The organism is Limnospira platensis NIES-39 (assembly GCF_026000695.1).
Taxonomy (GTDB): domain Bacteria; phylum Cyanobacteriota; class Cyanobacteriia; order Cyanobacteriales; family Microcoleaceae; genus Limnospira; species Limnospira platensis.
On the sequence record NZ_AP026945.1, the window covers coordinates 6,390,112 to 6,414,257 of the forward strand.

The 24,146-nt window shown below is 45.2% G+C and carries 16 protein-coding genes and 2 pseudogenes; 6 read left to right on the plus strand and 12 right to left on the minus strand.

What is annotated here, in order from left to right; all coding sequences use genetic code 11:
• Positions 1–21 precede the first annotated feature (21 nt).
• Positions 22–1,350 carry an SBBP repeat-containing protein gene (locus tag N39L_RS31395; protein WP_014277378.1) on the plus strand — a complete coding sequence of 443 codons (1,329 nt, stop codon included), beginning with the start codon at positions 22–24 and terminating at the stop codon, positions 1,348–1,350.
• On the opposite strand, the pseudogene N39L_RS31400 reads toward N39L_RS31395, so the two are convergent.
• Together N39L_RS31400 and N39L_RS31410 are read right to left on the minus strand one after the other, a co-directional pair.
• Positions 1,336–2,063: pseudogene (locus N39L_RS31400) on the minus strand (M48 family metallopeptidase). The gene N39L_RS31395 and the pseudogene N39L_RS31400 overlap by 15 nt on opposite strands.
• A complete protein-coding gene (locus N39L_RS31410) occupies positions 2,050–2,403 on the minus strand; it encodes a hypothetical protein (protein ID WP_006615982.1) in 354 nt (117 codons plus the stop codon). The pseudogene N39L_RS31400 and the gene N39L_RS31410 overlap by 14 nt, the downstream one beginning before the upstream one ends.
• Between N39L_RS31410 and N39L_RS31415 the strand changes: the two are divergent.
• Positions 2,299–2,931: pseudogene (locus tag N39L_RS31415) on the plus strand (hypothetical protein). The gene N39L_RS31410 and the pseudogene N39L_RS31415 overlap by 105 nt on opposite strands.
• An 879-nt stretch (positions 2,932–3,810) precedes the next feature.
• Here the strand turns inward: N39L_RS31415 and N39L_RS31420 are convergent.
• Positions 3,811–9,378, minus strand: a complete 5,568-nt coding sequence (locus tag N39L_RS31420; protein WP_014277384.1) for a CHAT domain-containing protein — start codon at positions 9,376–9,378, stop codon at positions 3,811–3,813.
• Positions 9,379–9,486: 108 nt separating this feature from the next.
• Between N39L_RS31420 and coaE the strand changes: the two genes are divergently transcribed.
• A complete protein-coding gene (gene coaE / locus N39L_RS31425) occupies positions 9,487–10,098 on the plus strand; it encodes a dephospho-CoA kinase (protein WP_014277385.1) in 612 nt (203 codons plus the stop codon).
• A 31-nt stretch (positions 10,099–10,129) separates the two neighbouring features.
• Here coaE and N39L_RS31430 read toward each other — a convergent pair whose 3' ends face one another.
• The 7 genes from N39L_RS31430 to recF form a co-directional block, all read right to left on the minus strand.
• A complete protein-coding gene (locus N39L_RS31430; RefSeq protein ID WP_014277386.1) occupies positions 10,130–10,858 on the minus strand; it encodes a biliverdin-producing heme oxygenase in 729 nt (242 codons plus the stop codon).
• A 170-nt stretch (positions 10,859–11,028) separates the two neighbouring features.
• Entirely contained in the window at positions 11,029–11,706 is a 678-nt protein-coding gene (gene surE, locus N39L_RS31435; RefSeq protein WP_006617684.1) for a 5'/3'-nucleotidase SurE, read from the minus strand.
• Between the two features lie 103 nt (positions 11,707–11,809).
• The gene (locus tag N39L_RS31440) at positions 11,810–12,217 is read right to left on the minus strand and encodes a response regulator (protein WP_014277387.1); all 408 of its coding nucleotides are present in this window, start codon (positions 12,215–12,217) and stop codon (positions 11,810–11,812) included.
• Positions 12,218–12,661: 444 nt separating this feature from the next.
• Entirely contained in the window at positions 12,662–15,244 is a 2,583-nt protein-coding gene (locus N39L_RS31445) for a PAS domain S-box protein (protein WP_014277388.1), read from the minus strand.
• A gap of 251 nt (positions 15,245–15,495) precedes the next feature.
• A complete protein-coding gene (locus N39L_RS31450; protein ID WP_014277389.1) occupies positions 15,496–16,182 on the minus strand; it encodes a TIGR02117 family protein in 687 nt (228 codons plus the stop codon).
• Positions 16,183–16,296: 114 nt separating this feature from the next.
• Complete coding sequence (locus tag N39L_RS31455; RefSeq protein ID WP_043468745.1) at positions 16,297–16,674, minus strand: hypothetical protein; 378 nt, start codon at positions 16,672–16,674, stop codon at positions 16,297–16,299.
• A gap of 92 nt (positions 16,675–16,766) precedes the next feature.
• Positions 16,767–17,906: a DNA replication/repair protein RecF gene (recF, locus tag N39L_RS31460; RefSeq protein WP_014277391.1), complete on the minus strand. Its 1,140-nt coding sequence runs from the start codon at positions 17,904–17,906 to the stop codon at positions 16,767–16,769.
• A gap of 119 nt (positions 17,907–18,025) precedes the next feature.
• Between recF and N39L_RS31465 the strand changes: the two genes are divergently transcribed.
• Positions 18,026–19,648 carry an adenylate/guanylate cyclase domain-containing protein gene (locus N39L_RS31465; protein WP_350308531.1) on the plus strand — a complete coding sequence of 541 codons (1,623 nt, stop codon included), beginning with the start codon at positions 18,026–18,028 and terminating at the stop codon, positions 19,646–19,648.
• Positions 19,649–19,687: 39 nt separating this feature from the next.
• Here N39L_RS31465 and N39L_RS31470 read toward each other — a convergent pair whose 3' ends face one another.
• Positions 19,688–19,909, minus strand: a complete 222-nt coding sequence (locus N39L_RS31470; RefSeq protein ID WP_014277393.1) for a hypothetical protein — start codon at positions 19,907–19,909, stop codon at positions 19,688–19,690.
• A 276-nt stretch (positions 19,910–20,185) separates the two neighbouring features.
• Positions 20,186–21,418 (minus strand): RNA-guided endonuclease InsQ/TnpB family protein, encoded by a 1,233-nt coding sequence (locus N39L_RS31475; protein ID WP_014277394.1) that lies wholly within the window; start codon positions 21,416–21,418, stop codon positions 20,186–20,188.
• Positions 21,419–21,582: 164 nt separating this feature from the next.
• Between N39L_RS31475 and N39L_RS31480 the strand changes: the two genes are divergently transcribed.
• Positions 21,583–22,566: an alpha-ketoacid dehydrogenase subunit beta gene (locus N39L_RS31480; protein ID WP_006616827.1), complete on the plus strand. Its 984-nt coding sequence runs from the start codon at positions 21,583–21,585 to the stop codon at positions 22,564–22,566.
• A 130-nt stretch (positions 22,567–22,696) separates the two neighbouring features.
• Positions 22,697–24,088, plus strand: a complete 1,392-nt coding sequence (secD, locus tag N39L_RS31485) for a protein translocase subunit SecD (RefSeq protein ID WP_014277396.1) — start codon at positions 22,697–22,699, stop codon at positions 24,086–24,088.
• Positions 24,089–24,146 lie beyond the last annotated feature (58 nt).

The window sequence follows — 24,146 nt, forward strand, 5'->3', positions numbered from 1 at the left end:
TTTCATAATTTTTGTACAGGTTTGAACACGTTAAATGTAGCACAGCCATACGAAATTCCCAGTAATGAAAACGATGTATTTCTCGCCCGGTATGAACCCGATGGCAGCCAGGTATGGACAACCCGGTTAGCAAGCAATAGGTCGGAAATAGCCCATGCCCTCACCACCGGCCTTGATGGGTCCATTTATGTAGCTGGCTTTACTAGCGGCGACCTAGGTGGGGAAATAAATAATGGTGGCACGGATGCCTTTATCAGCAACTACGAACCCGATGGGACTCTGACACGGACAAGGCTGTTAGGAACCAGTAATTGGGATGGTGCCAGAGCCCTCACCACTGGCTTTGATGGGTCTATTTATATGGCGGGTGAGACTTGGGGCGACCTGAATGGGGAAATTAATCAGAGTGGTGCTGATGGCTTTATTGCCAAATACGAACCTGATGGGACTCTGGTATGGACGAGACTGTTGGGAAGCAATGGTTGGGGGGCAGCCCATGCCTTGACCACCGGAATTGATGGGTTTATTTATGTCGCTGGTCTAACCGAGGGCGACATCAACGAGGAAATTTTTAATCGTAATCGTGGGGGGAATGCCTTAATCAGCAAATACGAACCGGAGGATGGGACTCTGGTATGGACAACACAGTTGGGAACCCCTAATCCTGACGAAGCCAATGCCCTCACCACCGGCCTTGATGGGTCTATTTATATGGCGGGTTGGACTCAAGGCAACCTGGGTGGGGAAATGAATCGTGGTTACTCCGATGGGTTTATCGCCAAATACGAAACTGATGGCGCTTTGGCGTGGACAAGGCTGTTAGCCAGCAATGACTGGGACGGTGCAAATGCCCTCACCACGAGAATTGATGGGTCTATTTATATCGCGGGCTATACTCGAGGCAACCTAAATGGGGAAATCAATAATGGAGCGTCAGATGCGTTTATGAGTCGGGTGATAGTCGATGGGACTGTAGCGGAACCTGTACCGCCGCCGGAATTTATCGACCCATTGTTACCTCTCAACGGTGATTATATTCCCATAGCGGGCGACTTTAATGGTTCGGGAATCACAGATATTCTCTGGTATGCTCCCGGTCCTGACCCTGATTATATGTGGTACTTTCATGCAGATGGTAGTTATGGGAGTCGTTTGTTCATGATTAATGGTTATTATATTCCCATAGCGGGCGACTTTAACGGTTCGGGAATCACAGATATTCTCTGGTATGCTCCCGGTCCTGACCCTGATTTTATGTGGTACTTTAATCAAGATGGTAACTATGACGGTTTTCAGTTGACCGTTGATGGTCATTATGCTCCGGTTCCGGCAGATTTAGAAGTCTTCTAAGGGTTCCCGGTTCAGAATATCTCGATATTGTCGCCATGGGGGAAGATACTCGTCCATATAAGCCTGAAAACGGTGATTATGATAACGTTCTAAGAGATGTACTAACTCATGAACTACCACATATTCCAAGCACTCTATGGGGTTTTTGGCGAGTTCTAATTTAGCCAAATGCGGCGCTGAGTGATATTACAACTCCCCCATTTAGTCCGCATTTTCTTAATCCCCCAATCGGTCACATTTTCCCCGATAATGGGTTGCCATTTATTCAGCAATTGTGGTATAGTATCATGGACTTTTTGCCGATACCATTCGGCTAAAACTTGGGCGCGATTGTCCCGATAAGTTACGGGATTAACGAATAATTGCACTATCCGAGAATTGGGAATTTTAAGTTCATGTTTCCCTCGGCGTTCTATGAATTCTAAGCCGTAGCGTTTACCGAAGATATAATGAGTTTCGCCGGATACCATTTATCGCGGGGATTGACTGGGTTGGGCGGCGAATTTAGCCTGGTGTTTTTTAATCAAAGATAGGCGGGAGATAATCGCCAGTCGGATATTATCATCAGTGAAGTGAAGCGGCGCAGCTACCCGCACCCGACCCTCTGGGGGATAGACTCCAATATAGAGATTTTTAATCGATTTCCGAATCACTTGCACGGGAATTTGAGCAATGGTTATCTGGTAATCTGTGGGAGATTTACTGGTAGTCATGTTGCTGTTTAATTAACTCTAAAATGGTGTCAACGGGTAGGTCTACTTTAGCATCAACTAGGACGGCATTAAGGGCATTTTTTACCTCGATTTCTTGGAAATGGTTGCCAATCCAGTTGTCTTTTTTGGTGGTGATCACGACCTGATCAATCTTGAGGCATAAGGCTTCATTTTTGCCTAGTGGCGTGACATTGCTAAAATAGGGTATTGAATCAAGGAGAAGGAGGCAAGCCGCATGGGTAGTCGAAGACAAAATCAGGTCAAACTCGACCAAGAACAGCGGCAGCGACTCGAAGCCATCAGCAAGAACGGTTACGCCCCGGCGAAAAAAATTCTGCACGCCAAAGTGCTCTTGATGTCAGATGAGAGAGAAGGAGCTTCCCGCTACTAGACAGATAATGGCATTGCCGAGGCTCTGAATCTCCACCGCAACTCAGTTGGACGTATCCGAAAACGCTTCTTAGAGCATGGAGTTGAACCCGCCTTAAATCGCCAGGTCAGACGCACGCCACCGGTCAGGCCCAAAGTAGACAACCTCAACACTCACAGCATCACCTCTCTCTACAAAACCTTTCCGGCCCCCGAAGCTCACGCTCTCGCTCGCCGTCATGAGATCATTCACACGCCACGAACACGAAACGGCAGTTGGCTCAATGTAGCTGAGACTGAGTTATCGGTGTTGAGCCAACAGTGTTTGAAGCGACGTTTAGAAAGTGCCGAGAAGCTCGAACGCGAAGTAGTGGCGTGGCAGCAAGAGCGTAATGAGAAGCGAGCCCAAGTGAGTTGGCAATTTACGACCGAAGATGCACGAGTGACTCTGCGTCATCTTTACCCAAGGTTTGAGGAGGTCTCGTCCTCCTCAAACTAATGCACTATTTTAAGCGTGTCATGCCACTACAAGGTTATTTAATTAGATACCTGGTGCGTCAGTTTATCAGTTCTCCGGTTCTTATCGGTGTCGCCTGGTCTGACGCACCCTACAAGGTTATTTAATTAGATACCTGGTGCGTCAGTTTATCAGTTCTCCGGTTCTTATCGGTGTCGCCTGGTCTGACGCACCCTACAAGGTTATTTAATTAGATACCTGGTGCGTCAGTTTATCAGTTCTCCGGTTCTTATCGGTGTCGCCTGGTCTGACGCACCCTACAAGGTTATTTAATTAGATACCTGGTGCGTCAGTTTATCAGTTCTCCGGTTCTTATCGGTGTCGCCTGGTCTGACGCACCCTACAAGGTTATTTAATTAGATACCTGGTGCGTCAGTTTATCAGTTCTCCGGTTCTTATCGGTGTCGCCTGGTCTGACGCACCCTACAAGGTTATTTAATTAGATACCTGGTGCGTCAGTTTATCAGTTCTCCGGTTCTTATCGGTGTCGCCTGGTCTGACGCACCCTACAAGGTTATTTAATTAGATACCTGGTGCGTCAGTTTATCAGTTCTCCGGTTCTTATCGGTGTCGCCTGGTCTGACGCACCCTACAAGGTTATTTAATTAGATACCTGGTGCGTCAGTTTATCAGTTCTCCGGTTCTTATCGGTGTCGGCTGGTCTGACGCACCCTACAAGGTAAGGTTATTTAATTAGATACCTGGTGCGTCAGTTTATCAGTTCTCCGGTTCTTATCGGTGTCGGCTGGTCTGACGCACCCTACAAGGTAAGGTTATTTAATCAGAGACCTGGTGCGTCAGTTTATCAGTTCTCCGGTTCTTATCGGTGTCGGCTGGTCTGACGCACCCTACTATATATTATTACCAAGGGCTACCAATAAGAGTAAACCCAGCCCAGTAAAAAGGATGAGATAAATCAACCGGATTTTGTCTAGCTAATTCTTGCGGAACCGGAGTAGATATATCACCGCGACGAGTGCTGATGTTAGTCTGACTCAGCAGGTAGCCATTTTCTAAGCGTACCTGACCATTCAACATAGCTAATTGAGACTGTCGCAGGGCTTCTGCTTTAATAGGAGTAGCAGTTAAAGCATTATAGAATGTCGTCATTAATCCCAAAGTTCCCGCATCACTAACATACCATAAACTCGCCATAGCCGACTTCACCCCAGCTTGAACAGCCAGCCCAGCAAATCCCAATTCCGCCTTTTCATCTCCCACAGCCGTAGTACAAGCACTTAATACCAATAATTCTACCGGAGGTTGATTTAGTCGCAACTCTCGCAGTTGATTTAACCATAACTTTTGGTCCCAAAACTGGATATAAGAACGGTCAGCACCTCCAGATACAAATTCTCCATGAGTTGCTAAGTGAATAATCTTATATTCCGCCTGTTCCCTTTGGGATTTCAGATTAGCTATGGTAAATTCTTCATTTAAAAAGGACGTACCTGGCCACATATTACCAACAATCAAATCTAATTCTAGGGGAACTGCTGGTAAAGGATCTAAATTAGAATTAGGAAACTCAGAAGCACCCATAGCCAAAACCCTAGCATTTTGCAGGTTCACATAACTGGTATCCGTGAGGCTGAGGCTAGGAATAAGACTGAGGCTATAGTGTTCTATTAAGAACTGTTCCCCGTCATATAATGCGGCTAGGGGGAGGGTACGCAAACCAGCATCCATTGAAAAAATTAGGATATCAATGCCATTTTTTTCTAACTCATCTTTGATGGGTTGAATTAACCAATTATATAGTTGTTGTCCTGATTCTTTATACTCAGTATCTTGGAAATTTTGGGGGGTGCGAATTTGATGGCTAAATTGTCGCGCTACTTGTAGGACTTCCTCACGATTAACCGCCACGCTTTTAAATACTGGTTCCCCATTGGGTAAAAGTAATCTTAATTCTAATTGTTCGGGTTGTATGGATACATAAATAATCGCGGGTTTGTAGTTGGTGATACGGACAATATCGCTGAGAGTTTGCCGGATACTTTGGTCATCGACGGTATTTTTATTGAGATTATTGCCGAAATAGTTGATAAATTCACGACCTCGGAATAAATCAATTTGCAGCACCGAGGAAACTAGGGGAGAACGAGCAATTTGGTCAGTAGGTACGGTGGTGGGTTCTACCTGAATTACTAGGTCTCCAGTCGGGTCTATGTCTGTGTTGGCTTCGGTGTGGGAATTAATTAGGGGTGAGTCGGAATCATGATTAGAATTACCGGAAATATTCGGCTCAGTTTCGGAGGCGTTAGAATTGCTGTTACTGTGGCTTAAATTTTCGGAGATACTAGAAACAGAAGATGGGGTGGTTTCTGCATCAGATAAATTTTCATTCTCTGTTGTAATGGTTTGATTAATGGGGGTTTGTTTAATAGAGTTTGGCTCAAAATTATTGCCGATAATTGTAGTATCTGCACCAGCGGTTAATTGACCATCAGTAATGGCTCCGGCGGTTCCATTTTGACTAGGATCACCAATAATTAGAGGGGTAGAAAAGGCTGGTAATCTAATGGTTCCGCTACCAGTTGAACCGATAGTAGAGATACTGGCTTCTACACCATTAATGGCTTCAAAGGTATCTGTAACTCGGAAAAATCGAGAGGTGTCAATTACTAGGGAACCTCCCCGCAATTCGGCTTCTGTATTAATTAGGGAGACTTCAATATCATTCTCGCTAGTTAGCCGGACGGAACCAGCATTTCCCTGGGAGGAATTAGTGTTAATAGCACCTAGAAAAATCTGGTCTGGTGCTTGTACTACTATAGACCCGCCGGCGGTGGAACCGGAGGCATTAAGGTTGCCGCTTCGCACTCCGCCTTGGCTGCTAGTGATGGTAATATTTGCGCCTGTTCCTGGGTCGGTAGCGGTGCTGATATCACCTGTGGTAATATTTCCGAAAGCGGTGATATTAATGCTACTATTGAGGCTGTCAGGGGATACTACTTGCAGATTTCCGGTGGTAATGGTTCCGCGATCGCTATTTAAACTCATACCACGTCCGGCGGTGATATTTCCGGTTTGGATATCATCCTGACCTATGAGGCTTAAAAAAGTACCATCCCCAAAAATATTGCCATCAACTGTAATTTGTCCCCGCTGACTGCTGAGGTCAATTGTTCGGAAAGCCAGACTATCTAAACTTGCATTAGAACGAATTTCTCCGGTTTGAATATTCCCTTGAGAAAGTACATTAATATTACCTCCCGACTGCAAAGACCCGGTAATAACCTCACCTCTAGCACTATTAATGTCTATATTTAAGCCACTGGTATTAATATCACGAACACGGATATCACTATCAGCTTTTAAGGAGATGGAAGCATCACCAGTTGCGGTAATATTTCCCGCTGCTATAATTTTCCCTAAATCACCAGGAGATTGTAATAAGACGGGACTGGTAAAGGTGATATCTTGGGCGATTTCTATGATACTATTTCCATCAATACTACCAATAATAATCCTTTCAAAACCCGGTGCTAAAGCCTCTATATCTGATAACTGGATATCTAAACCATTGGTATTTTCATCACTTCCCAGGGTCATAATTTGCCCAGAATTACTAGGTTCTAATCGTAAATAACCGCTACCACGAACCGAATTAGATCCCCCCACTAGATTAATTTCGGAACCTCGCAATAAAATATTGCCTTGGTTAGACCCATTGGGGAGGGTGTGAATCCCCTCTATTTGGACGATATCCGATTGACTAACTACGCGAATATCTCCGCCTTCTGTCATGAGATTTCCGAGAATAATCTCATTTTCCGCCTGTAAGGTTAAGCTAGAATTCCCTACACCTCTAATGGTGGGTAAACTTTCATCACCAGTGGCGATAATTCTACCTTGAGGCGATCGCATCATCACCGGGTCTTGAAACCTGAGATCTCCCTCAATATAAATAGTCCCCTGAGAATCGGATTTACCAATAATAATCTCGGAGAAGCCTCTAGTAATTTGTGACAATTCCAAGCTGTTAAAATTCAGAGATAAACCCTCTCCAATTCCCGAAGAGTTAGAAGACCGTCTCGAATTTGCACCCAACCTAATATCTTGGGTTGGTGAAGCCGGTTGTAATAATAGAGACCCATTCCCAGAAACACCACCATTAAGGTTAATAGTATCTCCAGTTAACATAATATTACCCCCTGTAGTATCAGGAGATAATAGACCATCCCAAACCCCGGTAGAGATAGCACCCACAGTAATTTCTATACCAGCATCCAAAGTAATATTACCACCAGATTGTCGTCCGCGCGAGTCGATCGCACCTAAATCAATACTCTCGCTAGTGGTAATCAAAACATCACCACCCTCTCCCCTCACCGAGGAGGTAATAATCCGAGATGGTGTCGTCCCATTATTACTGTCATCCATAATAATCCGACTACCCTGGCTAACAATAGACAAATCACCACCACCTCGAAAGCCAGAAGTATTAACACCCTCCAAAAAAATCTCCCGACTAGCTTCTAGTTGGATATTTCCCCCCACTCCTTCCGCATCAGTAGACCGAGAAGATAGGGAACCCGTGATAATTTGGCGACCACTATTAATAGTAATATTTCCGCCGGATAATCTGCCGTTAGTTTCCAGGTTATTAGTAGTAATTGAACCCTCGCTACTATTGAGAGTAATATCACCGCCCATATTAGAATTGTTAGCCGTAGATATTACCCCGGTATTAATCTGACCAATACCACTAGCAGTGAGATTAACATCTCCGCCACTGGTTCTAATATTCCCGGTAGCAATATTGACACCAAAAATATTGAGATTACCACCTCTAGTTAAGATAGTATCGCCACTGTGCATGATAAAAGAACCCTGACCATCTCCGTTAGCATCAGCGCGGAAAGTCACAGTTCCGGTGGTAGTTCTCAGGTCTAGTTTTTGATTAGATAACTGGTCGATGCGAATATCATTTCGTGCTTCCAGGGTAATATCAGCATCGGCGGCTAAATTTTCCAAGGTGGTTTGGGAGAGGGTATATTCTGCTGGTCCTTGGTCGGCGGTAACTACACCATCAAAGTCGATATTATTATTGGGAGATGCTTCGGAGTCTACAATCCTGATATTTAAAGGGTCTAAAAGTAGGGTTCCTAAGTTACCATCTCCGCCGCGCAAATTGACACTACCATCAACGCTGAGAGTTTCGAGACCGGAGATTTCTACAAACCCTCCCAGGTGTTGTCCTTGTGCGGAAATATTGCCGGAAAATTGGGTATGTCCGTCAGACCAAATAATAATCCTGCCGCCGTCTCCGTTAGTGGTGGCGTTGGCTGCTAGGGTAGAATTATCATCGATGAGGGTATAGATAGCATTAGGAACAGTACCCTGTCCTAGGTAATCACCTCCGATTCTAATTGTGCCGCCGTTATCTGGTGCGGAGGCGTTGATATTAGCACCCCAAATTCCGATACGATCGCCAAAAATGTTAACCTGGGGGGAATGGTTAAAAATAGTGGAGTCGGTGTCAATAGTTCCCGACACAGCCACAACTCCAGGATTAGGAGTAATGGGGGTATTAGAACCAGTTAGTTGTATGCGACCATCAGCTAAAATATTGACTCTGGTGGCATAATTATTATCTCCGCCGGTGAGTAGTTCCGGCAAGGATAGGGGGGTAAGATTAGTTGATAATCCATCAGGGGAGGCGGCTGGACTAACTTCTAAGCTGAGAAGATGTCCGGTTTGGGAAATGCGGAGGATATTTTCACCTTCGACCGCTGCGATGGTAATTTCTCCCCCTGGTGCTACCAGTGACCCGGTATTAATGACAGTTCCCCCCAGTAGGATGATATGTTCTCCCTGGGTAACGGCGAGTTCTCCGGCGTTGACAATACTACCAGGGTTGGTGGCAAAGGCGAAGGCGTTAGGAGTGCCGACTAGGGTAGTATAATCATTATCACCGATCGCATTCATCCAGCGATCGCCAAAACCGATACCATTGGCGGTAGTAGCGGTAAAGGAACCTGGAACATCTAAGCGCGCACCCGCACCGAATAAAATCCCGGCTGGGTTGATTAAAAACAGGTTAGAAGCGCCGCCTGTGACCTGCAAAAGTCCGTTAATGCGGGAAGCATCCCCACCCACCACACGGGTGAGGATGTTTTGGATTTCGGGAGTGGCAATAAAGTTAGCCACAGTGCCGGATTCTACGTTAAAGTGGGTGAAACTGTGGAACAGATTACCCCCATTTCCCGAAAGTTGTCCGCCAGTGATGTTAGTTTGATTTCCCTGTTGATGGGTAACGGTGTTGGTGCTGTTGGGTTCCGGTACAATTGATTGAGCGATCGCTGTTTTATACCGGATATGTAAAAAGTTTTGTGGTATAATGGGGAGGATATCCAGAACTATAAAACTGGCACAGGAAACTGGAATCAGCACTGACCGCAGATGGTTTACTGGGTTCATAATCATCTTCTCCCCTTCCCTCACTGGTTACAAGTTTATGATATCTTCTGTTTTCGCACCCTGTTCCATCTTCAGTCGTGGTAGTTGTACTGTCTCATTGACTCACCCATGCGGTTAATTGGCTTAACAGGTGGTATTGGTACGGGTAAAACCACTGTTTCTAACTATTTGGCTGCTACCCATAAACTACCAATATGGGATGCGGACGTTTATTCTAGGTTGGCGGTAGAACCTAACTCACCTGTTCTCAATACTTTGGCGGTTCGCTACGGCTCAGATTTACTCTACTCCGATGGTAGCTTAAATCGAGCCAAGTTGGGGGATATTATTTTTAATAGCTTAACGGAAAGGCAATGGGTGGAAAGTCAAATTCACCCTTTTGTGCGCGATCGCTTTCTGGAAAAACGGCAAGAACTAGAAAAACAGTCTCATTTAGCAGAACCCACGGCGGTTTTAGCGATTCCTCTGCTATTTGAAGCGAATATGACTGATTTGGTCACGGAAATTTGGGTGGTTTACTGTTCACTGTCAACCCAAAAACAGCGACTTATCCAACGACATGGATCTTCCCTAACTCCTACACAAATCCAAGCTAGAATTGATAGCCAAATGCCTTTGAGCGAAAAATGTCAGCGGGCGGATGTTATCATAGACAATTGTGGCAGTCTACAGCACTTGTATCAACAGTGCGATCGAGCCTTAACAGGGGAAAGGGTTTAACTCTGAGTTAACCCCACCCCTGCTTATGGTGTTAGTTCACCGAGTCAGTAGCGGTCGCTAGTTCTGTGGAACCTTTACCGCGTCGGCGAGTTAAGCTATTAAATAGCATAATTCCGATCGCTTTTACCAAATTGCCTTCGAGTTCATTAAACATTTTCATGTTCATTCCGAAAGCATCATTAGCTTCCTCAACAATGCGATCGGCTGTTTCCTGGTCAATCGGCAAATCATTCATGATCTGACGGTAATTGTTCTTAAATTCCTTCTCATCAGGAATTTCGTTAAACTCATAAAATTGAGTTCCTTGACCGTCGGATAAATTCATCGCTGTTTGAGCAATACCTTTCAGGATTTGTCCTCCCGAAAGGTCTCCCAAATAACGGGTGTACAGGTGAGAAATCAACAACGCCGGCTCCCGCTCCGAAATCTCTCTAATTCTAGCCACATAAGCCTGAGCAGCTTCGGAGGGCTGAACTTCCTCCCGCCAGTTGCTACCATAGTAGAACAATAAATCCTGCTCAATAGCAGACTTGCGGTTTAATTCGGGAAAATATAGTTTCGAGAGGATGGGGTGATTTTTATGGCGATCCATTTCCTCTTCCATTGCCGTATAGACAAAGTAGAGATTCCCGGCTAATTTCCGATAGGAGGTTTTTTCAACTGTCCCTCTTAAAAAGCATTTGATAAAACCCACATTTTCCGCCATAGTGTGGGACTTTTTGGTTCCTTCGCGCAACTGGGTGGCTAGGTTAACACTCATAGTAAATTTATTTGATTTTGTTAGCGAGATTTTACAGCAGGTGTATTATCCTGGGGAAACGGCTAATTATACCGCCCGATTTTCTACCTTAAACCTATTTGCTTAAAAATAGTGTTAAGAATTGTCACAGATACTAGACAGGAGAGATTGAAGCTACCAGAAACCCCTGCTTAGAGGAAAATTTGACTGATAGCAATTTTGCCACTGAAACAAACATCTACATCTGTGCCAGGGGTGCGATCGCGTTGACCATAATCTCCGATATATTGGTATTGTTCCCCATTCACCTGATATTTAGTCGGAAGGGGGTCACAGGAGGGGGAACAGAAGACCATTTCCGGGTCTGCTTCTTCTGGCTGTAGATAGGGAAGATTGACATTCCAGAAACTGCGCGGTAAACAAGGTTGATTAAGCAGGTTTTCCAGGACGGCTTGGGTGAGGCGAGTTGCGCGTTTCCAGTCCGCTGGTTTACCGCCTTTTCGATACTGAGAAATAGCAATAGCCGGAATGCCATGTATAGCGGCTTCTCTGACGGCGGCTACAGTCCCAGATATGTAGGTATCAACACCTAAATTACCCCCGGCATTAATACCTGAGAGAACCCAGGACAAATCTGGACATAAATGGCTAATGGCTAGGCGAACACAATCAGCAGGAGTTCCGGCGATCGCATAATGAGTAGGAGAACGGCGTGATATATTAATAGGGGTAGCCGTGGTTACTTGATGACCACAGCCGGAAAGGTGATCGCGGGGAGCGACCCAAAGGCAGGGACGATTGAGAGCCGCCGATAAGGCTTTAATTCCAGGTGCATCAATCCCATCATCATTAGTTAATATAATTGTCATATTTAGGAAGTCAGGTTGCCGTCCCTACATTTTAACCGACCAAGTGCCGATCCGGTTTCCCCGTTTCCCCGTTTCCTGATTAATATTATTATATCAAATGAGATTAAGCGACGTAGGGGATAAAAATTGACCGAGACGCTGCTTTTCTGCTCAGGTCATTTAAGATGGTTGCCATCAGATTATTGACGTTTTTCGCAGTAGTCAAATAATGATTTCGTGCTAATTGAAAACCCAGGGAGCGACAACTGACCGGGAACTCTGATTGAATTAGGATGACCGGAATATCAGCAGTTTTCTGATTTTGCTGTAACCTCTGAATAAATCGAGCCGTATTGCGATCGCTCAAATTTAAACTACTGATAATGATATGCGGTTCTATTTCTTTGGCGATTTGCGCCCCCCAACTTCCGCCTTCAGCACAGATAATATTAAACTCTTCTAAGGCGATCGTATCCTCTAAGGTCGAGTTAAACTCCTGGCTTTCTTCCACCCACAAAATATTAAATATCATGATTTTATCCTCTTTAAAAATGTATTCACTAATCAGAGTGCGACACCGATTTAATCATCTAAATCCTCACAATCTTATTGATAGAGGACATCAGGAATAATTAACATTCAGAGGGTGATTAATGAGAAAACCACGATATCACTGCCAATTATCTACCCCACGACCCCAGGATATTAACCAATAGCTTTTACTAACCAGTCCCATACAAGTTAATTCACAGGCGATCAGGCTTTTAGTTCCCCCAGAGTCCGTTGTTTTGACCTCTATCACAACTATCTACTCAATATACACAGCAATTGTGAAGATTATGTGATCAAAAACCCAATTTTTCTATAAATATGTTAGACTCTAGGCATCAGGCCCGTTGTTCAAGATAGCCATGCTATTAGCCGCAGGGATGCGGAACTGCCCAAACTCCCCTGCCAGGCTATATTGATGAGGGTCTTAGGTATTATCGTGATTGTGTATGGGGATCTGAATACAAAACTCTGAACCCATACCCATTTCTGATGTACAGTTTAACTTTCCTTTGTGCAAATCGACGACAATTTGATAGCTAACGGATAGACCCAACCCAGTCCCCTGACCCACAGGCTTGGTGGTGAAGAAAGGGTCAAAAATGCGCGATCGCAACTCTTCAGGTATACCCACTCCATTATCAGCAATGCGAATAAATGCCAGCTTATTTTTATGTAAACCCGTAGTAATTGTCAGTGTAGGTTGCTTAGAAGATTCCTGAGATGCCGGGTTTTTTAGGGCATCAATAGCATTATTAAAGATATGCAAAAACACCTGATTGATCTGACCAGCATAGCACTCAATTTTAGGCAAATCACCGTAATTTTTAATCACCATTATTTCCCGCTGTTTCGGTAATAGTCTTAGGCGACTCTTGAGGATCATCAAAGTGCTATCAATCCCCTGATGAATGTCTACTTCCTTAATTTCCGACTCATTCAATCGGGAAAAAGTTTGCAGAGAGTTAACAATTTCCTGAATCCTTCTAGCGCCATTCTGAATAGAATTAATCAACTGAGGAATATCAGTAATTAAAAAATTGAGATCAATCTCTTCGATTAATTCTGTAATCGCTAATGGTGGTTCTGTATAATATTGTCGATAGGATTCAATTAGCAACAGTAAATCTTGGGTATATTCTTCCAGGTGAGACACATTACCAACAATAAATCCCACCGGATTATTAATTTCATGAGCCACCCCCGCCACCATTTGTCCTAAGCCAGACATTTTCTCACTCTGAATTAGTTGGGTTTGGGTGCGTTTGAGTTTAACTAAGGCTTTTTCTAGTTTCTCGGTCTGTTGTTGGAGGTGAATTTCCGCCCGTTTGCGCTCAGTAATATCCATAATCGTCCCAAACAGGCTGACAATTTGGTTATCGTGATTCAAAATGGCTTTAAACTTAACATGAACATAGCTAACTGAGTTGTCATCCCTGAGAATTCGGGCTTCTACCTGACAAGCAGTTCCATTATTGCGAGTTTCTGCGAGGGCTTTCTCAATCAATGGTCTATCTTCGGGGTGATAGCATTGCAGACATTCATCTACGGAAGGCATACCCAAGGTCTGGTCTAAGCCCAAAATCCGAAATACCTCGTCAGACCAAGTAATTTCTCCGGTCTCGAGATCCAATTCCCAATTACCAATATGGGCTAATTCCTGGGCTTCCTGAAGATCGGAGGTGATTTCCCGCAGGTTAGCTTCTGCCTTTTTCCGGGCTGTAATATCAGTTAAAGATGCTACAGCACCCAAAATATTACCCTGACCATCTTTGATAGCACTAGCGCGCAGTAACACCTGAAAGACACGGTTATTTTTAGCCCGGTGTTCGACTTCACCCACCCAGTTTTTACCTTGGCTAATTTCGGCAAAAATTTGAGCGGGAATTTGCGGGTCAGTATAAGCCCCAGATATCCCCCCAAATACTTGGTTAAATTCTTCTGGGGTTTCACACCCAAACATCTCGGAAAAGGCGGGATTTTGATAAAAGTGATTCCACTGTGCATCAGCCATAGCGATCGCATCACTAGAACTTTCCACAGCCTGTTTATAAAGCATTAAGGTAGCTTCAGCCTGTTTGCGATCGGTAACATCACGGCAAATACACACCACCCCAGCCACACTTTTAGTTAGAGACATCTCCTGAATGAAGAAACTACCATCTTGGCGACGACTGCGGAGTTCTCCTTGCCATTCATTTTCGGCCGCAAATACGGGAGAGACTTCTCGCTGGATATATTCTATCTCATCCTCATCATATAATTCCTGCCAAGTTTTGCCTAAAATATCTTCAGTTTTGCTGTAGCCGAACATTTCTAAATAGGCACGGTTAACATAGGTAAATACTCCCTGGGAAGTTTGCAAGGCGATACCGTCGGTGCCCGCTTCAATGGCGGCGAGTCGTTGTTTGAGTAGTTCCTCTTGTTGCAGGCGATCGCCAATATCATCTAATATTCCCAAAAGCCCGACTATATTTCCCTGGTGATTATCAAGGGGAATTTTGGTAGTTTCGACCAGAATTTCTGCCCCAGTCACTAGATGGCGAGTTCCTCTGAGCTTTATTTGAGGCGATTTTGAGGACATCACTTGGCGATCTAATTCCTGATACAATTTAGCCTCTTGAGGAGTCCAGGGTAAATCATGATCAGTTTTACCGACAATTTCCCTGGGGTGTTGTAATCCGGCTTTCTCCGCAAATTGACGGTTACATCCCAAATAAACAGAGTCACAGTCTTTCCAAAAAATCGCTTGGGGAACATAATCAATTACCATCTGTAACAGGTGGTGACAATTTATGAAATTGGACTGATTGGTAATTTTCTGCTGATCTAATTGTTGCCTCAGACTTTCATTTTCTTGTTGCAGTTGCACTACATGACGACGTAATTCGGCAAGTTCGTACAGATGGTTGGTTGGTTCAGTTTCTGAACAATCACAAGCGTGATTAGATAAGCTATCGTTAACGGTCAAATCTACACCTGATATAGACCCATTTTCATTGTCGGACATTGGATTTTCCCTTGATTTCATCGGCGACCTAAATTCGCACCCACCCTCTATCGCATCTGGTCTTGAGAAAATTATAGCTTGAGTCCTGAAAAAATATAGCTGTTCTGAGATTAAACCAAAATATTTTTTAGTCAAGCCTCCCCTCGGGGGGCATCCCCAATTTCCCCGCAGTTATATCCGCGAATTTGAAGGAAAACCTGATTTTAACTGCACAACATTTAGCTTTATATCTACCCTAGGAGGTAGGTAATTTAGCAACTGCTTCTAGCTTTGTTGAGTATCAAAAGGGGTAAGCTAGGCTGGCGTGGGGTTTGCACGCGGGCGGCTCGTAATGCTTCTGCTACCCATGTATTACAATGTCTAAGAAGGGAATAAACACCTTTGGCTTCATAAAAACTGTCTCTGATACCATAACCATAGCCTATTCTGATGGGCTTTCCGGCGGAGTCAAGTCTAAAGGAATTTTGCAGAAAATCGACTAATTTTAAGTAATTATCCTCACTGATATTAAGGGGTTGTAAATCTTGTGCTACTGGGAGGGTCTGATATACTTGAACTCGCAACACTGATGGAGTAGGTAGAAATAATGCTTTGAGGGCGGTTGGTAATTGCAAATCGGCGAAGGTGGGAGATTCTAGGTAAACTTGGCGATCGCCCCAACCCAGGGCTAGATATCGATAATTCCCAGCGGTTTGTTTACCGATTTCTGATAATTCCATAAACTGATGCCAGTCAAATACTGAGGTTTCCACTGGCACGAAGATATCAGTATGCAATATATTACCGGTTATATGAATGGTTATATCACAGTTTTTTTGAGCAGGTAAAATCCAGAAGTAAGGCAGGAATAATGGCAGGATTACAACTATCACAAATGCCAGGATAGTGATGATTTTATATTTAGCTTTTCCGGGGAGTTTTAGCTTAGATATATTCACTATGAAGGGCTTGATTTTGGGGGGAGTTGATTAATGCTTGAGGGGGCGCGAAAAAGGGGCGTGAGTAAATCACACCCCATAATTGTACTGTCCTAAACTGGAATTGAGGTCAAGCTATTTGATAGCAACCACTTCTGATTCTGTGGGTTGTTCGGCTTCGATCGCAGTATTTTCGGTAATGATGTCATCATTAAGATCCAGGGAACCGCCAGGGGCTTCTGGGTGTTGGGTAGAAATAGCCATCCGGCGATAGGCATAAGCCCCACCAGCGGCACCAGCGGCAGCCAACCCAGTGACACCAGCAATGGCAGCGATCGCTTTATAGTCGGATTTAAAAAGGCTCATATTATGCCAGAAAGAGGTCAACTTAGTAGTTGCAGCCCCTTCAGTAGCTTGACCTTTGCTGCTGAACACACAAGCGGTAGCCGCAGTAGTAGCCAAGGAAACGGTGGCGATCGCCATAGCAGATGCTAGTACAGAAAGTCGCTTCATGTTTAATGAGTGTGATAAGAGTGGTCTACAAAACATTAGCTAGATATGTTAGCAGCTAATTTTGATTTTGGGTGGTATCAAATTTGGCAAAATCAGAAAAAATCAGTAATTTTGCCTTGTTGAACCATGAGAATTTGGCTTTGCTGCAACCACTGATGGTCAAAAGCACCTAAATGGGTAGTAGTAATCAGAGTTTGAAATCGCTCAGAGATGGCTTGTAGAAGCTGATTTTGGCGATGGGGGTCAAGTTCTGCCAATACATCGTCCAACAGAAGTAAGGGGGGTTCACCGATGACGGACTCAATTAGTTGCAATTCCGCCAACTTGAGGGCTAAAACTAAAGTCCGCTGCTGACCGGATGATCCATATTGACGGGCGGGAGTTTGGTTAATGGTAAAAATGACATCATCACGGTGGGGACCCACTAGAGTCAACCCTTGAGAACGTTCGGCGATCGCCCGGGTGCTAATTTTTGTCAAAAATGCCTGTTGTACCTGTTCAGGAGGCCACCGAGACCACCTCTGTTGTGGTTTACAAGGGGGTTCAATGTTAGGCTGATAGGTGATATTGAGGGTTTCCCTACTGCCACTAATACTTTGATGCCACATCCTAGCTAAAGGTTCGAGCCTTTCAATGACGCGATCGCGGCGACGCAGTACCCGCGCCCCAGTGACTGCTAATTGAGCATCCCAAACCGCCAATTCTTCGGGGGTAGTTCCTCCCATGGGTCCCCGTCTTAACAAAGCATTACGTTGTCGCAACACCTGGTTATATTGATCTAACATATAGGCATAAACTGGTTCTAGTTGAATCAGAAGCCGATCAAGCCAGTGGCGGCGTTCAGCAGGACCACCGCGCACAAGCTCTAAATCCAGACTGGAAAACTGGACAACATTAAGGATACTGAGAAAATCAAGATGACGTTTGACCGATTGACCATTGATAGCAACCGTCCGGCGACCTTGACTCCGCAAAGTCAAAGCGAGGTCAAGTGTGCTACTATCACGCTCAAGGGTAGCAGTAATTTGGGCGATAGCATGATTGTCCAAAACCAGATCGCGATCGCGATTAACCCGATGACTTTTGAGGGTAGACAGCAATTCGACGGCTTCGAGTAGATTGGATTTGCCTTGAGCGTTGTTGCCCACTAAAATAGTTTTGGGAGCATCAAACGCCACGTCTTGAGCTTCGTAGTTGCGAAACTGTCGGAGATGTAGCGTTTTCAGGTACATAGAGTCAGGAGAAAAAAAGATCCGGTGCTTAATTGTCTCATCTAACCAGATGAATTCTTTCTGCTACCACATCAGGGACGATCTTCACTATGTTATCTTAGGGCTAAACTTGAGCAAACGTGCTATATCTAATCCATAATCCCGATACATCGAGTCAGGTAACTTATGAGTTAATGCGCGGTGTCAATACCATCGGGCGTAGCCGGGATAATAGTATCTGTATTACAGATATGAGTCTGTCCCGACAACACGCCGTGATTGAGGTTCAGAACAACCGGGTGACTGTTAGCGATCGCAACAGCAGTAATCATGTCTTTGTCAATGAAGCCATGATCCAAAATTGTGAACTGAAAAATGGAGACCTACTGCGCTTGGGGAGGGTGGTTTTAAAATTCGTCACCTCCGGTATCGCCACCTCGAAAAAGTCGCCCCACATGGAGCGATCGCCTACGGCTGTAGTTACCCAGTTTTATCCCCGTTCAGATATGATTGGGATGCAGGATTTATTGGAACCCGAAGAACGAGATCGTCACTCGGTTCTGAATCTTCGCTCCTCCGATACCCATTTACGAGCCGTAGATAAACTCAAAATCTTATTAGATGTTAGTAAACAATTATCATCCCCAGAACCCACCAATAAACTACTTGATAAAATCCTAGATTTACTGTTTAAAATTATGGGGATTGATCGCGCAGCAATTTTATTAGTAAATAACATAACTAAAGCAATAGAAGAAAAAGCAGTTCGTTATCGTTCTCAAGTGTTAGAGGATGAATATTTTTATAGTAAAAGTATTACTAATACAGTCCTAGAAACTGGGAACGCCATCTTAACTTCAGATGCCCATGTAGACGAGCGTTTTCAGGATTCTGAGTCAATTCTTTACCAAGCTATTCATGCTTCCGTGTGCGTTCCTCTGAAACCCAGAGATAAAGTAATTGGGGTTTTGTATGTAGATAATCTATCCATGTCTGATGTTTATTCTAATGAAGATGTGGAGTTTTTAAGCACTTTAGCCAATCAAGCTGCCATTGCGATCGACAACGCCGAACTGCGCCAAAAAATGCAGGAAGAAGCGGTAATGCGTAACAAACTAGAGCAATTTTTTGCTCCGGCGGTGAGTCGCAAACTACGGGAAGAAGGCAAACTAGAAATTATCGAAGCTGAAGTTACCGCCTTATTTTCTGATATTACTCGCTTTACGCAAATGTCTTCTCGCCTGGAACCTCGCCAAGTTATCTCTATGTTGAATGAATACTTTAAAGTGATGGTGGAGGATATTGTGTTCCCCTATCAAGGAACCTTAGAAAAATATATCGGTGATGCTTTAGTAGCTGTGTGGGGGGCTCCCTACGCCCGCAAAGATGATGTCGAAAGAGCAGTTAAAGCCGCCATTGATATGCAATGGGCTGTCCGTCGCATGAACGATCGCTGGACTAAGGATTATGCGGAACCTTTGCAAATTCACATAGGCTTAAATACTGGAATTGTAGCAGCCGGAAATATTGGTTCAGACCGATTAATTCAATACGCCCATATTGGTGATACTATGAACGTCGCCAGCCGTATTTGTAGTGCTGCCCAAGCTGGAGAAATTATGATTTCTGAAAGTACATTTAAGCAACTGAGCGACCATAGTTTCCCCCTGGAAAAAATGCCCCATATTCGAGTGAAAGGTAAGGATCAAGCCCTCCAGCTTTACCGTCTTCATTGGGAAGAAGTTCATACCATTTCCCTATAATCTGGCGACTATTACCCGTTGATATGACCGGGGACGAACTCACAAAGCGCCTATATCCCCCCTATTAGGGCGATCGCTTTGAGTGGGTGGGTGGTAATCGTGGGTTAGGGCGGGTGCAGCTAGTGGGCTGGTTTTTCTCATGGTATATCTAGCACCCGCCCCTACTGGCGGTGGGAATCGTGGGTTAGGGCGATCGCTTTGAGTGGGTGGGTGGTAATCGTGGGTTAGGGCGGGTGCAGCTAGTGGGCTGGTTTTTCTCATGGCATATCTAGCACCCGCCCCTACTGGCGGTGGGAATCGTGGGTTAGGGCGATCGCTTTGAGTGGGTGGGTGGTAATCGTGGGTTAGGGCGATCGCTTTGAGTGGGTTGGTTTCTCTAAGGGCATATCTAGCACCCGCCCCTACATGGGCGATACTACTGGTTAGGTTAGGTTAGGGCGATCGCTTTGAGTGGGCTGGTTTCTCTAAGGGCATATCTAGCACCCGCCCCTACACAGCCGCCCCGACTCTATATTTCTGTCGCCTCCCCTGGGTGAACTACCCCACCCTGCCGTTGGCGAGGATGGGGCTTCCTGATTCAACGGGAACTGCATCTAACAAAACTGATGTTTTGCCAGGTTGTCTTACACTCCCTCCACAGGCAGTATCGCTGGTTCCCAACGACAATACTTGTACTGAGCATAGTCGAAGTATCCGCAAGGCTTCATTTCTGATATTTTGTGCCGCGTTGACATCTCGATCATGGAAAGTCCCACAATGTTGACATTGCCATTGACGAATATCTAACGACAAACTATCTACTCGATTGAGGCAAACGTGGCAGGTTTTAGAGGATGCAAAGAAACGGTCAACCTCAATATAGGTTTTTCCTTCCCACTCCGCTTTATATTTAAGCATTGTGGTAAACATTCCCCAGCCTACATCACTAATCGCCTTGGCTAGTTTGGGGTTTCGTACCATCCCTTTTATGTTCAGATTCTCTACAGCAATAACTTGGTTTTCGTTGACTATCTTGCGGGATAGTTTGTGTAGAAAGTCCTCACGGCAACGGGCAGTCTTGCCATGAACCTTAGCTACTTTTTGTTGGGCTTTAGTTCTATTCTGACTACCCTTTTGCTTCCGGGATAGTTTTTGTTGTTTACGTTTAAGATTACGGTGATGTTTGGCGAAATGACGGGGATTATCATACTTTAACCCATCACTGGTAATGGCGAAATGAGTCAATCCAACATCAATGCCAACTGCTTTACCTTCGGTAGACTGACTCGGAGTTTCTTTCCCATCATCCACCAATACCGAAGCATAGTATTGTCCATCAGAATTTTGGGAGACCGTCACAGTTTTGATTGTCCCTTCAAATTCTCGATGACGATGGCAGTAGACTAGCCCAATCTTCCCAGGTAGTTTGATATAGTCTCCCTCAAACTTAACGTTGGCGGGATAACTTAATGACTGCCGACCATGCTTTGACTTGAAACGGGGCAATTGCGCCCGCTTCTCAAAGAAGTTTTTGTAGGCAGTGGAAAGATTGAGAGCAACAACTTGCAAGGACTGGGAATAGGCATCCGTTAGCCAAGGGTATTCCTTTTTTAACCCTGGCAACAGACCCTGGATATATCCACGAGATAATCCTTTGCCTGTCTTGAGATATGTTTCTTGGCATAGGTTGAGTGCAAAATTCCAATACCAACGACAGCATCCAAAGGCCTTGGCGAGAGATGCTTTTTGGTCGTCGGTTGGGTAGATGCGATACTTGTACCCCTTATACATTATCGTTATTTGCTGTTGCCGACAACATTGTAGCTGATCATCCGAGGATTCGCGATCGCTCAGTTTGTTTATTGGTTGCTATTCATCCCCTCCCTGCAAGCGAGGAAGGGGAATTCCGCAACATTTTGTTAAAATAACTAATCCACTATACTCGGATAATCTCGATGGCACAGACTCTACTTTTTAATGCACTGCGTCAAGCCACTGACGAAGAAATGGCTCGCGATCCTGCTGTATTGGTTCTAGGGGAAGATGTAGGTCACTATGGTGGTTCCTACAAAGTGACCAAAGACTTGCATAAGAAATATGGGGATCTGCGAGTTCTCGATACCCCCATTGCAGAAAATAGTTTTACAGGGATGGCCGTTGGTGCGGCTATGACCGGACTGCGACCCATCATCGAAGGGATGAACATGGGATTCCTGCTGCTCGCTTTCAACCAAATTGCTAATAATGGTGGAATGCTGCGCTACACTTCCGGGGGTAACTTTAAAATGCCTTTGGTAATTCGTGGACCCGGCGGGGTGGGTCGTCAATTGGGAGCGGAACACTCTCAACGCCTAGAGTCCTATTTCCAAGCGGTTCCCGGTCTCAAAATTGTCGCCTGTTCCACTCCCTATAATGCTAAGGGTCTGCTCAAGTCCGCAATTCGGGATGATAACCCGGTTTTGTTCTTTGAGCACGTGCTGCTGTATAACCTCAAGGAAGATCTACCGGAAGAGGAATATTTGGTTCCTCTTGACCAGGCGGACATTGTGCGATCGGGTAAGGATGTGACGATTCTTACCTACTCTCGGATGCGACATCATGTGATGCAGGCAGTCCCGGCTATGGTGAAACAGGGTTTTGACCCGGAAGTGATTGATTTAATTTCCCTCAAGCCTTTAGACCTGAATACCATTGGCGAGTCGATTCGGAAAACTCACCGCGTGATTATTGTGGAAGAGTGCATGAAAACCGGGGGAATTGGGGCGGAACTGACTGCCTCGATTAATGATAATTTCTTTGATGAACTTGATGCTCCTGTGTTGCGACTTTCCTCCCAGGATATCCCTACGCCCTATAATGGGATGTTGGAAAGGTTGACTATTGTACAGCCGGAACAGATTCTCGAAGCGGTTCAGAATATGTTATCCCATCAGGTGTAGCTCCATGGGTTCCGCGTCTGGACTTCTGGGTTGGGTTGGGTGCAGTTCCATAGCTTTCCTGGTAGTTCGACGTGGGATCAGGTTTTAATGGTAAAATGAGTCGTTAATCTTTCCCGATTTTGAATTCAGTATGCGAAAACAGCGATCGCTCCTTTTCCTGATCTTGCTCCTGGTTATCACTTCCCTGATTATCTTGGTCCGGGTTCCTATTCGCCTGGGACTAGACTTGCGGGGTGGTTCTCAACTCACGATTCAGTTGCAAACCTCTGATGAGGTGCCACGCATTGATGAGCGGGTTTTGGAGGGAGTTCAGAGTGTCATCGAAAACCGTGTAAACGGCTTGGGTGTTTCGGAAGCTGTCGTGCAAACTGTAGGAGAGGATCAGATTCTGGTGCAACTCCCTGGTGTCAGTGACCCAGAACAAGCGGAACGGGTTCTGGGAGGGACTGCTCAGTTGGATTTCCGGGAACAAAGACCGGGGACGGAGGGAGAGCTGTTTGCAGAAATACAGGTGAATCGAGCATTAGATGCTGAGTTAAGACAGGCGATCGCCACCGGAGACGATGCTAGACTCGAAGAACTCCTCCAACAACTCAATGAAAGTAATCAGGCGATCGCCTCGTTATATCAAGAACCTATAATTCGCGGTCAGCAGCTACAGGATGCCTTCCCACAACCTACTCAGGGCGGCAATGGTTGGGAAATTGTCCTGCGCTTTAATAATGAAGGTGGCCGAAATTTTGCCGAACTGACCAAAAATTTGGCAGGGACAGGACGCACTATTGGCATCTTTTTAGATGACAGTCTGTTAAGTTCTCCCACCGTTTCCGTGGAATTTGCCGATACCGGAATTACCGGGGGAAGTGCCGTAATTACAGGCAATTTTACCGCCGCCGAAGCTAACGATCTCGCCGTACAACTGCGAGGGGGAGCCCTTCCGGTTCCGGTGGAAATTGTCGAAAACCGCACCGTTGGCGCAACTCTGGGACGTGATAGCATTCAGCGCAGCATTTATGCCGGCAGTGGTGGCCTGATTTTGGTGCTAATTTTTATGGTGGCTTATTATCGCCTACCAGGGGCGATCGCTGATGTCGCTTTGGTGGTTTACGCCTTATTTACCCTAGCCATTTTTGCCCTCTTGGGAGTTACCCTCACCCTACCCGGAATTGCTGGGTTTATCCTTAGTATCGGTATGGCTGTTGATGCTAACGTCCTGATTTTTGAACGCACCCGCGAAGAACTCCGGGCTGGAAAAACTCTCTATCGTTCCGTAGAATCTGGTTTTTATCGGGCTTTTGGCAGTATCCTGGATGGAAATGTTACCACTGGTATTGCTTGTGTGGCTCTGTTCTGGCTGGGAACTGGACTCGTCAAGGGATTTGCTCTGACTCTGGGCTTGGGGGTGGCAGTGAGTATGTTTACCGCTGTTACCTTTAGCCGCACTCTCATGTTTACGGTGATTAGTTTACCTGAGTTCCGCAAGCCTGAATTATTTTGTCCAAATATTCCCAAGACTAATTAGGTTTGATGGTTTTTCTTAACTCTTGTGTTGCTCCTAAATTGTGGCTTGATCTGGAACT